This window comes from Mesorhizobium sp. M2A.F.Ca.ET.042.01.1.1, from assembly GCF_003997405.1.
Taxonomy (GTDB): domain Bacteria; phylum Pseudomonadota; class Alphaproteobacteria; order Rhizobiales; family Rhizobiaceae; genus Mesorhizobium.
The window spans coordinates 1-13,353 of sequence record NZ_RZRX01000182.1 but is presented as its reverse complement, the minus strand read 5'-3'; the positions used below and the strand labels follow the sequence as shown (position 1 = coordinate 13,353).

The following is a 13,353-nucleotide window of genomic DNA, read 5'->3' as shown; positions in this document are numbered from 1 at the left end:
AAGCCGAGACGGAGAGGGGAGCGCCCTATGCCATTCCCCGCTGGATACGCCTCCTATCCCCTGAAAGTCTGCTCCACCAATCAAACATCAGCCAGCGCGAACAGCCTTCCACCCGCCGGCACCACGTCGTCGATGCCGGCGAGGCGCAGGCAGTGCCAGGCCATGGCGTGGTTGGAGGAGGTGACGGGAACGCCGATGCGCCGCTCCAGCTCCGCCACGGCTTCGGCGACGCGCAGGCTGGTGCAGGAGATGAAGATCGCATCGACGCCGGGCACTTCAGCCATGCGTTCGGCGGCAGCCTCGATGGAAGCCAGCGAGATGCGGGCGGCCTCGCGGTCGTCGCGACGGTCGAAGGTGGCGACGGCCGCGATGTCGAGGCCGCGGCCGGTGAAATAGCGCACCAGGCCTTGATTGATCTCGGGCGCGTAAGGGGTGAGCAGGCCGATGCCCTTCGCGCCGAGCGCCTTGAAGGCGGCCAGCGCGCCGGTGACAGGCGTGGTGCAGGCGACGCCCGGCCGCGCCTTCCTGATCTCGGCGAAGACGGCTTCCTCCCCGAGCGTCATGGTGGCCGAAGTGCAGCCGAAGCCGACGACGTCGAGCGGGATGCTGGGCAGGATGAGATCGACGGTCGGCGCGATGCGCGGGCCGATGGCGCGCAAAGTGTCGGGCGTGATGTCGTTGTCGTTGAAGAGGCGCGCCTCGTAGAAGGCGACGCCCGGAATGCGCACCAGCGCGCGGAACTCGTGCTCCAGCGTCTGGTCGGTGGCCAGGATCGCCAGGCCGATCGCCGCGCGCGAGGCGAGGCCGCCGTCGATCTCCGACGGCAGCACGCCCAAATCGACCGGTCCCGACGACTGAGGGCGGGTGGCGGCGCTGACGGACATGGCGTTCCCTTTCTTCTTGTCGATCCCGTGCGGACCGATCGTTCAGTTCAAAAGGCCTTCCATGGAGACAGAAGGCTTGCGGCCGGCGATCAGGTCGGCGGTGATGCGGGCCGAGCCGTGCGACATGGTCCAGCCGATATGGCCGTGCCCGGTGTTGAGGTAGAGATTGCGCAGGCGGCGCCGGCCGAATTCGGGCAGGTTGTTCGGCGTCATCGGCCTGAGCCCCGCCCACATCTCGGCGCGGTCATAATCGGCGCCTTCAGGATAAAGCTCCTCGGTCACGCCTTTCATGAAGGCGAAATCGGCCGGCTTGTGGCTGGTGTCGTAGCCGGCGAATTCGGCGGTAGCGGTGACGCGCAGCCGGTCGCCGAAGCGCGACACGGCGACCAGATTGTGCTCGTCGATCGCTGCGATGGTCGGCGGCGCCGGCCGGTTGCCGATCGGGATGGTCAGCGAATAGCCTTTGACCGGATAGATCGGCAGGCTGAGCCCGATCGTCCTGGCTATCAGCGGACTGTAGGAACCGAGCGCCAGCACATAGGCGTTCCCCTTCACGCTTCCCTTGTCCGTCATCACCTGCGCGACGCCGTCGCCGGACGTCTCGATGCCGGTGATGGTGGTACCGGTGCGGATATCGCCGCCGCGCTCGACCACCTTGGCGGCCAGCGCCCGGGTGAACTTCGCCGGGTCGCCGGTCTCGTCGGTCGGGCAATGGATGCCGCCGGCGATCTTTTCCTTCGCCGAGGCCAGCGACGGATCGAGCGCGACGATGGCGTCGCGGTCGAGCACTTTGATCAGCTGGCCGTCGGATTCCAGCAGCTTCATATGCTCGACGCCTTTGTCGAGCGCCTGCTGGCTGCGGTAGAAATAAAGGATGCCGCGATCGTTGCGATCATAGTCGATGGCCTCGTCGGCAACCACTTCTTGCAGCACCGATTGCGAATAGACGGCGAGCCGGTGCTTGAGCAGCGTGTTGCGCCGGGCCTTCTCGGCCGTGCATTCCATCAGGAACAGCCACGACCAGCTGTAGAGCCTCGGATCGGCCGAAAGCCTGAAGCACAGCGCCTGATCCTTCAGCACCAGCGATTTCAACAGGATCATCGGCGCCCTGGGCGAGGACCAGACGAAGGAATGCCCCGGCGCGATCATGCCGGCATTGCCCCAGCTGGTCTCGGCCGCGACCTGTTGCTGGCGCTCGAGGATGACGACCTCGTGCCCGTCCTTCTGCAGCTGGTAAGCGGTGGTGACGCCGACCACGCCGCCACCCAACACGATCACGCGCATCACGCCTCCGGAGATCGCAAAGTGAGTACACTTTAGAATCTATCGCGAGATCCGCAAGGGGCAGCCTGCAAGATGGCCGTCTTTTGAGACACCGCCGGGATGGACGCTGAGGTTTCCGCGAAAGCTCTACGCCGCGGTCTCCGGGAAAAGCCGCGCCAGTCCCCGCGCCGCCACTTCGATGGCGTGCGCAGAGCTCAGCGTGATGTGCTTTTCGAGGAGGCTCGCTCCGCCCGCGGCGTCGCGGCGGCGCAGGGCGCCAATGATCGCGTCATGCTCCCGATAGGTGCGCTCGCGACGCGATGAAGACTCCAGGTCGATGCACCTGAAGAAGCGGATACGCGAGCAGAGACCTTCGAGCGCGCTGATCATCTGCGCATTCTTCGACAATCGCGTCAGCGCCGTATGGAAGCTCTCGTCGGCGACGGCGATCTTCGCCCATGAGCCCTCGTCTTCCGGGTTGCTGTGAATTGTCCAGGTCCCGGCCGCCGCCTCGATCTCGGCATCGGTCGCGCGCTCGCAGGCAAGCACGAAGGCGGCACGCTCGATCGCCGCGCGAAGCTCGTAGAGATCGCGCACCGCTTCCGGCGTCAGCTCGCGGGCGAAAAAGCCCTTGTTCGGCACGGAGGTGACAAAACCATCGCGCTCCAGCCGATTGAGCGCGGCGCGCACCGGCGTGCGGCTGACCGCTAGCTCGGCGGCGAGCTCGACCTCGTTGATCCGCTCGCCCGGCCGGAAACGATAGTCGATCGCAAAGTCCTTGATCCGGGCATAGACACGCTCGACGCTGTCGGCCGCGCGGACGGCACGGGTAGCCGCCGATTTTTCACCACCGCCGCGTCCTTGTGTCATCAGTCCTCATCCCGGCGCCGCCGGACAATCGGCGGGCGCTTCCATGATACGTTCTGAAATCGCAAAGTGCACTCAGTTGCGCTTAAAGCGTTTCACCGTTTCATGGAAACGGCGAAGCGCTCTATCTCTTTGTTTGTCGCAATTCCCCCGCGGAAGCTACGGCGAAGGCGGCTCACACTTTTCCTGGAACTGCTCAAGTTCCTCAACACAGAAGTTTTGACCGGTTGGTTAGTGCGCGTTGGCAGATCCCCGGCCTTGGCGACTGACTGGGACGCCTATCGCGATCGTCATCCACGGGCGGAGCAAGGAGCGAAGCGACGCGCGCAGACCCGAGGATCCATGCCGTGACTTGGAAGCGCCGCGGCGGTCCAGAAATTCTGCACCGCTGCACATTTCGGTCCAGGTAACGGCATGGATTCCAAGGTCTGCGCGCGTCGCTTCGCTCCTTGCTCCGCCCTGGAATGACGAGGTTCGGGAGCCTCCAACTCATCGCCAGCGTTTGCGCTGGCTTATCCCAAACGGATGTTGATAGCTTGCCCGACAAGCCTGCAATCTTTTCAAAATCACTGTGTTGAGGAACTAGTGCGCCAGCGCCTGCTCCAGATCGGCGACTAGATCATCGCCGTCCTCGATGCCGCAGGACAACCGCACCAGCGAATCGGTGATGCCGATCGCCCCGCGCTTCTCCGCCGGGATCGAGCCGTGCGTCATCAGCGCCGGGTGCTCGATCAGGCTTTCGACGCCACCGAGGCTTTCGGCCAGCGTGAAGAGCTGGGTGCGTTCGAGGAAGCGTTTCGTTCCCGCCAGGTCGCGATCGAGGTCGACCGAGATCATGCCGCCGAAGGCGTGCATCTGCTGGACGGCGATGGAATGCTGCGGGTGGCTGGCGAGGCCGGGATAGATCACCCGGCGGACATCTTTTCGCGTTTCCATCCATTGCGCTATTTTCAGGCCGTTCGCGGAATGGCGCTCCATCCTCAGCGCCAAAGTCTTGATGCCGCGGAGCGCCAGAAAACAGTCGAACGGGCCGGAGATGGCGCCGATGGCGTTCTGCAGGAATTTCAGCTGGTCGGCGAGATCCTTGTTGTCGCCGACGACCGCCACGCCGCCGACCATGTCGGAATGGCCGTTCAAATATTTCGTCGTTGAGTGCACGACGATGTCGATGCCAAGCTCCAGTGGGCGCTGGATATAGGGGCTGCAGAACGTGTTGTCGGCAACGGTAAGCAGGCCCTTACGCTTTGCAAGCGCCGCGAGAGCTTCGAGATCGACGATGCGCAGCAGCGGATTGGTCGGCGTTTCGACCCAGAGCAGTTTCGTGTCCGGGCGGATCGCGGCTTCGACCGCGGCCAGGTCGGTGAAGTCGGCGAAGCTCACCTGCAGCCCGGCGGAACGTTTGCGCACCCGCTCCATCAGCCGGAACGAGCCGCCATAGATGTCGTCGGTGGCGACAATATGGGCGCCGGAATCGAGCAGCTCGAGCACGGTCGAGATCGCCGCCAGGCCGGAGGCGAAGGCGAAAGCCCTGCTGCCGCTTTCAAGATCGGCGACCGCGCGCTCGAAGGCAAAGCGCGTCGGGTTCTGGCTGCGGGCGTACTCAAAACCCTTGTGCACGCCGGGCGATTGCTGGCCGTAGGTGGAGGTGGCGTAGATCGGCACCATCACCGCGCCGGTCAGCGGGTCGTGGCTCTGGCCGCCATGGATGGTGCGGGTGGAAAAGGCCAGGCGGTTCTTGCCGTTTGAAGTCATTTTGCGCGGCGCCTCAGATGGTTGATCAGGTCGATACGGGTTATCAGGCCGATGAACTCGTCGCCATCGAAGACGATGGCGACCTCGTTGCGGTCGAAGACAGGCAGCAGCGCGTCCAGCGTCTGGTTGGCCTGCAGCGTGTGCAGGTTCGACGTCATGGCCGTGCGCACCGGCGCGTTGAAACGGTCCCAGCGGCCGTCATAGGGGCCGTCGACCTTGGCCAGGATGTCGCTTTCGTCGACGATGCCGACCAGCCTGCCTTGATCCAGCACCGGCAATTGCGAAACGTCGGAGCGGCGCATGCGGCCATAGGCGTTGAGCAGGCTTTCCTCCGGCCCGACCCAGACGGTGTCGCCGGTGCGGTGCGAACGCATGACGAGGTCGCGCAGATCGCCATGCTGCTCCTGCTCGGCAAGGCCCTGCTCGGCCAGCCAGAAATCGTCGAAGACTTTCGACAGGTACTTGTTGCCACTGTCGCAGACGAAGGTCACGACGCGCTTGGGCGCCGTCTGCTCGCGGCAATAGCGAAGGGCTGCTGACAGCAGCGTGCCAGAGGACGAGCCGGCGAGGATGCCTTCCTTGGACAAGAGATCGCGCACCGCCAGCATGCTCTGCTTGTCGGGGATGGAATAGGCCTTCTTGACCAGCGAGAGATCGGCATTGGGCGGCACGAAATCCTCGCCGATTCCTTCGACCGTCCAGCTGCCGGCCTCCTCCATCTTGCCGGTCTTGATCAGCGGCGCCAGCACCGAGCCGACCGGATCGGCCAGCACCATCTCGGTTTTCGGCGAGTGTTTCGCGAAGTAACGGCCGAGACCGGTGAGCGTGCCGCCGGAGCCGACGCCGACCACCACCGCGTCGACATCGCCGTCGAGCTGCCAAAAAATTTCCGGCCCGGTCGTCGTCTCATGCGCCAGCGGATTGGCCGGATTGGCGAACTGGTTGGCATAGAAGGCGCCGGGCAGCTCGGAAGCGATCTTCTCGGCCATGTCCTGGTAGTATTCGGGGTGGCCCTTGCCGACATCGGAGCGGGTCATGCGCACCTCGGCGCCGAGCGCGCGCAGATGCTGGATCTTCTCGCGCGACATCTTGTCGGGCACGACCAGGATGATGCGGTAGCCTTTCGGGATGCCGACCTGGGCGAGGCCGAGACCGGTGTTGCCGGCGGTGGCCTCCACGATGGTGCCGCCGCGCCTCAACTTGCCCGCCTTCTCGGCGGCGGCGATCATCGACAGCGCGATACGGTCCTTGATCGAGCCGCCGGGATTCTGGCTTTCGAGCTTGATGAACAGCCGGCATTTGCCGGTGTCGAATTTGGTCAGCTCGACGATCGGCGTCTGGCCGATCAGGTCGAGCACCGAAGCGTAAGGCGGGCGAAGCCTCGAAAGGTCGGTGTGCGCGCGCTGCGGCGCTTTTGTCTGCTCGCTCATCTTGAGTGCTCCATCGAAGCAGTTCGAGGCGGATGTCGGCAATCTCGCGCATTCTTGTTGGATCATGATCTATTCCAAAAACCGGTTCCCACTTTTTGGGATCATGCTCTAGCCGCCGGAATCCATCCCGGCTTCACGGATCGCGCGCCCTGTCTTTTCCAGCCTTTTCATCCGGAAAGAAGATAGATCGTGCCAATCCGGCGGCGAGTCGGGGAATGGAATTTCACGGAGGGCGCCTAATCTCCCCCCTTGAGGGGGGATGTCGCCGAAGGCGACAGAGGGGGTCGCCGCGCGTGAAGCGCCAACCTCCCTTTGCAACAGATTAGGCCGAGCCCGTCGGACCGACCCCCTCTGCCTGCCGGCCATCTCCCCCTCAAGGGGGGAGATATCCCTCGACCATGCCTCACCCCAGCAGCTGCTTGCTCAGCTTCGCGCATTGCACGCGGATGTCGGGAATGGCGTCGATCTCGAAGAAGGTGCCGCGCGTCAGCGGGCCGACGGCGAGCAGCTTCGACGACACCGTGCCGTCGGCCGCGATCAGCTCGCATTTCGCGGTGACGTCGAGGCCGAGGCGCAGCGGATCCGGCCGCGCGACGCCACGCTCGATCAGCGCGCGCACGAGGCCGTTCGAGGTCCTCGAAATGTCGCGGGCGATGCCCATGCAATCATAAAGGCGGGCGACCTGCAGGGTCTCGACTTCCTGCGTGCCGCGCGGCTGGATCTTCACGGTGAAGCTGCCGTTCGCCTCGACATTCACGATCCTGCCGGCGACGAGGCGGATGCGGCCTGACCTGACCGCCTCGGTGACGCGCTGGTAGACTTCCGGCGCCATGCGGTGGCGGTGGATGTCCCACCAGGCCTTGGTGTGCTCGACGAAGCGGCGCTTGGCGGACGAGGGCCAGTTCTGCCAGATCGTCTGGTTGAAGGGCCGCAACCCATCGACGACGTCGCGCCAGTCGCCGCCGGCCTTCTGGGTCTCGCGGATCAGGTTGCGGAACCAGCCGACGAAATAGGAAAGCTCGGTGCCGAGCGGAATGTCGGCGATATCGAGCTTGATCGGGTTGCCCTTGCGGTGCGGCGACGGCAGCAGGCCGCGCCGCGATACCGCGACGATCGGGCCGCGATGGCCGCGCTGTTCCAGCGACAGGAGGGCGTCGACCATGCTGAGGCCCGTGCCGAGCAGCAGGACACCGGCTTGCGGATCGAGCGCGGTGTCGGCCTCCGTCCCCATGCGGATGGCATGGCCCTGGAAGGCCCCGGGCTGCTCGTCATGGCCGGTGGCAAGAACTGCCAGATGGCCAACGACGCTGGTGCCGTTGGCGAGCACAACCTCGACGCCAGCCGGCGTCGGCGAGATCGACAGGCTCTCCTCGGCAATCAGCCGCAGCCGGCCGGTCTCGCGCTCACGTTCCACCAGATCGTCGAGCAGCTCTCTCAGGTAACGGGCATAGAGACTGCGCGGCGCATAAAATGGCCCCTGGTCGGGTTTGGCGAAGCCGCGCTCAAGCACCCAGCGCGCGAAATGGGTGGGGTCGTCGGCATAGGCGCTCATCCCGGAGGCTTTGACATTGAGCACATGCGCCGACAGCAAAGTGGAATAAGCCATGCCCTGGCCGAAATGCGGACGCTTCTCGATCAGCGTGACGCGCAGATCGGAGTTTGACGACATCAGCAAATGCGCGGCCAGCACCACGCCGCTGGCGCCGCCGCCGACAATGATGATGGAGTTGCCGCGTCCAACCATGGTTGCGAGCCGGTTTTTGTCGAGCGATCAGCGTGCGGTGAGCGCCGCGGGCGGGCTAAGCCGCAAGCCACGAACGATCGCCGGAACGGTTTTCAGAAGGTCGCGCATCGTTCTCTCACTCCCAATGTTGATAAGATTACTATACTAAGCGAGGCAAGCACGAAACCCGAGTTTCAATTCGCCGGCGATTTGAAGCATGGATTTGCTGAAATCCGGTGACAGGAGGATTTTCGTTCAGGCTGCCGCGATTGTGGAAGGGCGCCGCATCCGCTGTCGTCATTCTAGGCCGGAGAGTCCGCTTTGGTATCTTTGAAAGGGAGCGCCAACCCAACGACTTCGTCATTCTAGGGCGGAGCGACGCGAAGCGGCGCGTAGACCCTAGAATCCATGCCGTTACGTTCGCGAGAGGTGCAACGGTAGAGAATAGAGGCCTTATCTACCCCCGCCGAAAGATAGGTCTGCACCGCTGCATCTCTTCTATTTCACGGCATGGCAACTGTGTTCATGCGAAGGCGATTTTGTCGCGCATGATGGCGTTGAGGACGACCAAGAGCTTCCTTGCGACGGCGATGATAGCCAGTTTCTTGGAGCCTGAGCGGGCAGCAAGTGCGGTGTAGAAGGTCTTGAAGCGCTCACAGGTTCTGATGGCGGTGAGGGCAGCCATATAGAGGGCGCGGCGCACGCGTGATCGCCCGCCCTGGATATGGCTCCTGCGGTTGAGCTTGCCGCTCTTGTTGTCGAACGGGGCAAGGCCGGCGAGCGCGGCGATCGCCTTGGGTGAGCGCTGGCCGAGCTCGGGCAGGAGCGCCAGCAGCGAGAGCGCGCCGACCTTGGAGACACCGGGCACGGAGACCATCAGCGCATGGTCGCGAGCGGTGTCCTGGTTTTGACGAATGACCTCGGCAATCCGGCTCTCGAGCGCTTTGATGCGCGTGTCGAAGTAGGCGATCGTTTCTTCCAGATCGGCAATGACGGCCTCATCGAAAGCCTCGGCGAGGTGCTTCTTCAGCGCTGCCCGCATCTCGACCAGATGGTCGGGTGGCCGGCAAGCGATTGAAGCCGCTCGACTTCTTCGCTCGGGGCCGGCTCGGCCTCAGGGTTATAGCGACGGCCATAGTCGCTCAGCATCCTGGCATCGAGAGGATCGGTCTTGGCGCGCCGGCGCGTCGACTTCGAATAGTGGTGGGTGTGTGCCGGGTTGTGCCGCGAGAACGGCACGCCGGCCTTGGCCAGCGCATGACGCAGCAGCCGGTCATGCACGCCTGTCGCCTCCATGACGACGAAGTCCCGACTGGGATCAAGACCCGCCACATAAGCCGCGATCGCATCGGCCTGGTTGTCGATGCGCCGAAGACGGCCGCTTGTCTCATCAAAAAAGTCGAGCCACTGCTTGGAGATGTCGCAGCCGACATAGTTCTGGGCTATCATGTCCACGCCTCTTCCTGTGGTGCGGGGTCTGCTTCGAACAGCCCCGTGCAACTGTTCAGGTTGATGGTTCACCGGTGGGAAGGGACCGGGCCATGCCACGGCCTGTCCGAAAGGACGACCAGGATCCACTCGGTCTCCTTCCCACTTCAACCATACACCAGAACCAACACACAGGATTCTAGGGTCTGCGCGCGTCGCTTCGCTCCTTGCTCCGCCCTGGAATGACGACTGGAAGGACGGCTTTGCCAACCGCCCAGGGGCACCGAAGAGCGCGGCTGGCGCCGCGTCCACCCGCACCAACCCCGCGACCGTTCCTTTGCGCCGGTTCCGCCGTTACCCGGCGACACTTTTCCAACAAAGCGCCCTTCGTTGGAAGGATTTAACTCTACAAACCTGATAGAATTAACGGACGATAGAAAGGCAATCCAGTTTCAGGGGTTTATGGAGCCTTTCAATGTCAATCCTTTCACGACGCGTTCTGTTGCTTTCGTCGGCCGCCGCTCTTGCCGGCGCCGCCCTGCTCGGCCCGGCCAGCGCCGAGGATCTCAAGATCACCATCGGCTATCAGACGGTGGTCGAGCCTTCGAAAGTGCCGCAGGCCGACGGTGCCTATGAGAAGGCGACCAAGGCGGCGATCGACTGGCGCAAGTTCGATTCCGGCGCCGACGTCATCGCCGCGATCGCTTCCGGCTCGGTCGATATCGGCTATGTCGGCTCGAGCCCGCTGGCCGCGGCCGCCAGCCGCGAGCTGCCGATCCAGACCATCTTCGTCGTCGGGCTGATCGGTCCATCGGAGGCGCTGGTCGCCCGCAACGGCGCCGGCATCGAGAAGGTCGCGGACCTGGCCGGCAAGAAGGTCGCCGTGCCGTTCGTCTCGACCACGCATTACAGCCTGCTCGCGGCGCTGAAGCATGAGAATGTCGATCCGAAGTCGGTGCAGATCCTCAATCTCAGGCCGCCGGAGATCGCCGCCGCCTTCGCGCGCGGCGACATTGACGCGGCGTATGTCTGGGATCCGGCGCTAGGCCAGGTGAAGACGACCGGCAAGGTGGTGCTGGACTCTTCGCAAGTGGCCGCCTGGGGCGCACCGACCTTCGACGCCTGGATCGTGCGCACCGATTTTGCCGAAAAGCACCCCGAAGCCGTGCGCGACTTCGTCAAGGTGACCGGCGAAGCCTATGCCAAGTTCCTCGCCAAGCCGGAGGCCTGGTCGGTATCCTCGCCGGAAGCCGGCAAGATCGCCAAGCTCACCGGCGCCAAGCTGGAAGAGGTGCCGGAGCTGCTCAAGGGCTATGTCTTCCCGTCGCTTGAGGAGCAGGCTTCGGACAAGTTCCTCGGCGGCGCGACCGTCAAAGCCGTCGCCGCAACGTCCGCCTTCCTCAAGGAGCAGGGCAAGGTCGACGCCGTGCTGCCCGACTATTCGAAATATGTGACGGCGAAATATGCCAGCGAGGCGCTCGCCTCGAACTGAGCCTTCTCCATGCAATTCCCGGAAGGATGACCGCCTTTCCGGGGATTGTTCGGAAGCGCGGCCTCCTTCCCTGGCCTTGCGCTTGCCTGTCCCGAAGCCGCTTACGAGGCGCGGCTTCGGGGCGGGCCCCAGGATCCAACACCTGATCCAGCAGAGGCCCCAATGACGCATCTCACCCTCGACAAGATCAGCGTCCATTATGACGGCCAGCCGGCGCCGGCGGTCGAGCGGGTTTCGCTCGACATCGCCAAGGGTGATTTCGTCATGCTGGTCGGCCGTTCCGGCTGCGGCAAGACCTCGCTGCTCAATGTCGCCGCCGGCCTGGTCGAGCCCGCGGGAGGACTCGCCATGGTGGGCGGCAAGAAAATCACCGGGCCCGGATCCGATCGCGCCGTTGTCTTCCAGAACGATGCGCTGTTCCCCTGGCTGACGGCGCGGGAAAATGTGGCCTTCGCGCTTAGGCTGCGCGGCGTCCCGGCCGATAGCAGAGCACGCCGCGCCGACGAATTGCTGTCGCTGGTCAAGCTCGCCGAGGCCGGCGACAAGCGCATCTGGGAGCTTTCCGGCGGCATGCGCCAGCGCGTCGGCCTTGCCCGAGCTTTGGCCGCAGAACCCGAATTCCTTCTGCTCGACGAACCGCTTGGCGCGCTCGACGCGCTGACGCGTGAGCGCATGCAGACGACATTGCTCGACCTCTGGGCAGCAAGCCAGGTCGGCGTGCTAATGGTGACGCACGGCATCGAGGAGGCGCTGGTGCTCGCGACCTGCATCGTCGTGCTGGCGCCGGGACCCGGCCATGTGGTGCGGACATTCGAAACGAATTTCGGCCGCCGCTACGCGGCCGGCGAGCCGATCCGCGCGATCAAGGCCGATCCCGGCTTTGCCGCGGCCCGCGCCGAGCTCACCGACGCGATCTTCGAAGGAGAGGCGGCATGAGCGTGAGCACCTATAGCGAACGTCCCGCCGCGAAATCCGGCGAGACCGACAGGCTTTCCGTGCCATGGTCGCGGCCGCGGCCGAAAAGGGACGGTCGTCTCGGCCAGGCTGGTCAGCGCGATCGCCATCCTGGTGCTGCTCGCCGCCTGGACGGCGGCGGCCTCGCTGCAGCTGGTATCGCCGGTCTTCCTGCCCTCGCCCGCCGCGGTCTGGGCGAAGTTCGTGGTCGTGGCCCGGGACGGGTTCGTCGACGCGACATTGCTCCAGCACACCCTCGCCTCGCTCTGGCGCGTGTTCGCCGCGCTGATCGCGGCGATCCTCGTCGGCGTACCGGTCGGCCTCGCCATCGGCATCAGCCGGATCGGGCGCGGCGTGTTCGATCCGCTGCTCGAATTCCTGCGGCCGATCCCGCCGCTCGCCTATCTGCCGCTGATCATCATCTGGTTCGGCATCGGCGAGCCGTCCAAGATCCTGGTGATCGCCATCGCCATGCTGGCGCCCGTGGCGCTGTCGACCGCCGCCGGGGTGCGCGGCGTTTCGCGCGAGCGCGTCGACGCGGCGCGCTCGCTCGGCGCCACGCGGGCCCAGGTCATCCGCCATGTGATCCTGCCCAGCGCCCTGCCTTCGATCCTCACCGGCCTGCGCATCGCGCTCGGCGCCGGCTGGTCGACGCTGGTCGCTGCCGAGCTGGTCGCGGCGACGCGAGGGCTGGGCTTCATGATCCAGTCGGCGGCGCAATTCCTGGTCACCGACGTGGTGATGATGGGCATATTGGTGATCGCGATCATCGCCTTTGCGCTCGAATTCGTCATCCGCCGGATCGAGCGGGTGCTGGTGCCCTGGGCGGGGCGGGAATGAGCTCAAGCGAAGGAGAAGGACGATGACCCATTCCACCGCAGTGCTGTTCGCGCATGTCGGCACATGGCTGTTGCGTCTGCCGCCGAGCGACAAACAGCAGGCAGACGAACCGAAATCACCGACGCCGGTGCTGCTTGCCGGCGACCGCGACCGCCTACCGCCGCGCGACGAGAGCTTCTACTGGGCCTGGCAGTACTGGTCGCAGTGAGCGGGAAGTGGGGACGCCAGCGCTGGCGACTTCGTCATCCTAATGTCTGCGCCGCGTCGATTGGTTGAAGCCGCCCTCCCAACCTCGTCATTCTATGGCGGAGCAAGGAGCGAAGCGACGCGGCGCAGACCATAGAATCCATGCCGTGACTTGGAAGCGCCGCCACGGTGCAGAATTCTGCTCCGTTGCAATCTTTGGCGAAGGTAACGGCATGGATTCTAGGGTCTTCGCGACGGAGCTTCGCTCCTGCTCCGCCCTAGAATGATGGGTGGACGGCCCCTTGCGGCATCGAATGTGCCAAACTGGGCTGTGATCAACCCCAGAGGAGGAGACCGTCCGTCATGCAAGCTATCAGATTTGGAATCGATTTGGCCAAGAATGTGTTTCAGGTGCACGGCGTGGATGCTGCCGGGCGCGTGGTGGTGCAGCGGCAGCTGCGCCGCGCGCAGGTGGAGAAGTTCTTCGCCGCGCAGCCGCCGGCGCTGATCGGCATGGAGGCCTGCGGCTCGGCT

The 13,353-nt window shown here is 64.6% G+C and carries 12 protein-coding genes and 1 pseudogene; 5 read left to right on the top strand and 8 right to left on the bottom strand.

Annotated elements, in window-relative coordinates; genetic code table 11:
• Nucleotides 1-80: 80 nt before the first annotated feature.
• The 8 genes from EOA23_RS23845 to EOA23_RS23810 all read right to left on the bottom strand — a co-directional run bounded on the left by EOA23_RS23845 (nucleotide 81) and on the right by EOA23_RS23810 (nucleotide 9,368).
• Complete coding sequence (locus tag EOA23_RS23845; protein ID WP_127305949.1) at nucleotides 81-884, bottom strand: aspartate/glutamate racemase family protein; 804 nt, start codon at nucleotides 882-884, stop codon at nucleotides 81-83.
• Between the two features lie 42 nt (nucleotides 885-926).
• Nucleotides 927-2,168, bottom strand: coding sequence for a D-amino acid dehydrogenase (locus tag EOA23_RS23840; RefSeq protein ID WP_127305948.1), 1,242 nt, complete (start codon nucleotides 2,166-2,168; stop codon nucleotides 927-929).
• A 126-nt stretch (nucleotides 2,169-2,294) separates the two neighbouring features.
• Nucleotides 2,295-3,017 (bottom strand): GntR family transcriptional regulator, encoded by a 723-nt coding sequence (locus EOA23_RS23835; protein WP_127305947.1) that lies wholly within the window; start codon nucleotides 3,015-3,017, stop codon nucleotides 2,295-2,297.
• A gap of 579 nt (nucleotides 3,018-3,596) precedes the next feature.
• Nucleotides 3,597-4,766 (bottom strand): PLP-dependent aspartate aminotransferase family protein, encoded by a 1,170-nt coding sequence (locus EOA23_RS23830; RefSeq protein ID WP_127305946.1) that lies wholly within the window; start codon nucleotides 4,764-4,766, stop codon nucleotides 3,597-3,599.
• On the bottom strand, nucleotides 4,763-6,196 hold the full coding sequence (locus EOA23_RS23825) for a pyridoxal-phosphate dependent enzyme (RefSeq protein WP_127305945.1): 1,434 nt from the start codon (nucleotides 6,194-6,196) through the stop codon (nucleotides 4,763-4,765). Before EOA23_RS23825 ends, EOA23_RS23830 begins: the two co-directional genes overlap by 4 nt.
• Before the next feature lie 403 nt (nucleotides 6,197-6,599).
• On the bottom strand, nucleotides 6,600-7,940 hold the full coding sequence (locus tag EOA23_RS23820; protein WP_127305944.1) for an FAD/NAD(P)-binding protein: 1,341 nt from the start codon (nucleotides 7,938-7,940) through the stop codon (nucleotides 6,600-6,602).
• 502 nt (nucleotides 7,941-8,442) lie between these two features.
• On the bottom strand, nucleotides 8,443-8,961 hold the full coding sequence (locus EOA23_RS23815) for a transposase (RefSeq protein WP_127305943.1): 519 nt from the start codon (nucleotides 8,959-8,961) through the stop codon (nucleotides 8,443-8,445).
• On the bottom strand, nucleotides 8,946-9,368 hold the full coding sequence (locus tag EOA23_RS23810; RefSeq protein ID WP_245474320.1) for a transposase: 423 nt from the start codon (nucleotides 9,366-9,368) through the stop codon (nucleotides 8,946-8,948). Before EOA23_RS23810 ends, EOA23_RS23815 begins: the two co-directional genes overlap by 16 nt.
• A gap of 454 nt (nucleotides 9,369-9,822) precedes the next feature.
• On the opposite strand from EOA23_RS23810, the gene tauA reads away from it, so the two are divergent.
• The 5 genes and pseudogenes from tauA to EOA23_RS36555 form a co-directional block, all read left to right on the top strand.
• Nucleotides 9,823-10,839, top strand: a complete 1,017-nt coding sequence (gene tauA, locus EOA23_RS23805; protein WP_127305941.1) for a taurine ABC transporter substrate-binding protein — start codon at nucleotides 9,823-9,825, stop codon at nucleotides 10,837-10,839.
• 162 nt (nucleotides 10,840-11,001) lie between these two features.
• Nucleotides 11,002-11,775, top strand: a complete 774-nt coding sequence (locus EOA23_RS23800) for a taurine ABC transporter ATP-binding protein (protein ID WP_127305940.1) — start codon at nucleotides 11,002-11,004, stop codon at nucleotides 11,773-11,775.
• A 12-nt stretch (nucleotides 11,776-11,787) separates the two neighbouring features.
• On the top strand, nucleotides 11,788-12,633 hold the full coding sequence (locus tag EOA23_RS23795; RefSeq protein ID WP_127305939.1) for an ABC transporter permease subunit: 846 nt from the start codon (nucleotides 11,788-11,790) through the stop codon (nucleotides 12,631-12,633).
• A 22-nt stretch (nucleotides 12,634-12,655) separates the two neighbouring features.
• Entirely contained in the window at nucleotides 12,656-12,841 is a 186-nt protein-coding gene (locus EOA23_RS23790; protein WP_126063539.1) for a hypothetical protein, read from the top strand.
• A gap of 341 nt (nucleotides 12,842-13,182) precedes the next feature.
• Nucleotides 13,183-13,353 (top strand): annotated as a pseudogene (locus EOA23_RS36555) (IS110 family transposase); the annotation flags it as partial.

Excerpts from the sequence above, each read along its gene's own strand:
- EOA23_RS23845 (WP_127305949.1), bottom strand. The coding sequence starts at position 884 with ATGTCCGTCAGCGCCGCCACCCGCCCTCAGTCGTCGGGACCGGTCGAT.
- EOA23_RS23840 (WP_127305948.1), bottom strand. The coding sequence starts at position 2,168 with ATGCGCGTGATCGTGTTGGGTGGCGGCGTGGTCGGCGTCACCACCGCT.
- EOA23_RS23835 (WP_127305947.1), bottom strand. The coding sequence starts at position 3,017 with ATGACACAAGGACGCGGCGGTGGTGAAAAATCGGCGGCTACCCGTGCC.
- EOA23_RS23830 (WP_127305946.1), bottom strand. The coding sequence starts at position 4,766 with ATGACTTCAAACGGCAAGAACCGCCTGGCCTTTTCCACCCGCACCATC.
- EOA23_RS23825 (WP_127305945.1), bottom strand. The coding sequence starts at position 6,196 with ATGAGCGAGCAGACAAAAGCGCCGCAGCGCGCGCACACCGACCTTTCG.
- EOA23_RS23820 (WP_127305944.1), bottom strand. The coding sequence starts at position 7,940 with ATGGTTGGACGCGGCAACTCCATCATCATTGTCGGCGGCGGCGCCAGC.
- EOA23_RS23815 (WP_127305943.1), bottom strand. The coding sequence starts at position 8,961 with ATGCGGGCAGCGCTGAAGAAGCACCTCGCCGAGGCTTTCGATGAGGCC.
- EOA23_RS23810 (WP_245474320.1), bottom strand. The coding sequence starts at position 9,368 with ATGATAGCCCAGAACTATGTCGGCTGCGACATCTCCAAGCAGTGGCTC.
- tauA (WP_127305941.1), top strand. The coding sequence starts at position 9,823 with ATGTCAATCCTTTCACGACGCGTTCTGTTGCTTTCGTCGGCCGCCGCT.
- EOA23_RS23800 (WP_127305940.1), top strand. The coding sequence starts at position 11,002 with ATGACGCATCTCACCCTCGACAAGATCAGCGTCCATTATGACGGCCAG.
- EOA23_RS23790 (WP_126063539.1), top strand. The coding sequence starts at position 12,656 with ATGACCCATTCCACCGCAGTGCTGTTCGCGCATGTCGGCACATGGCTG.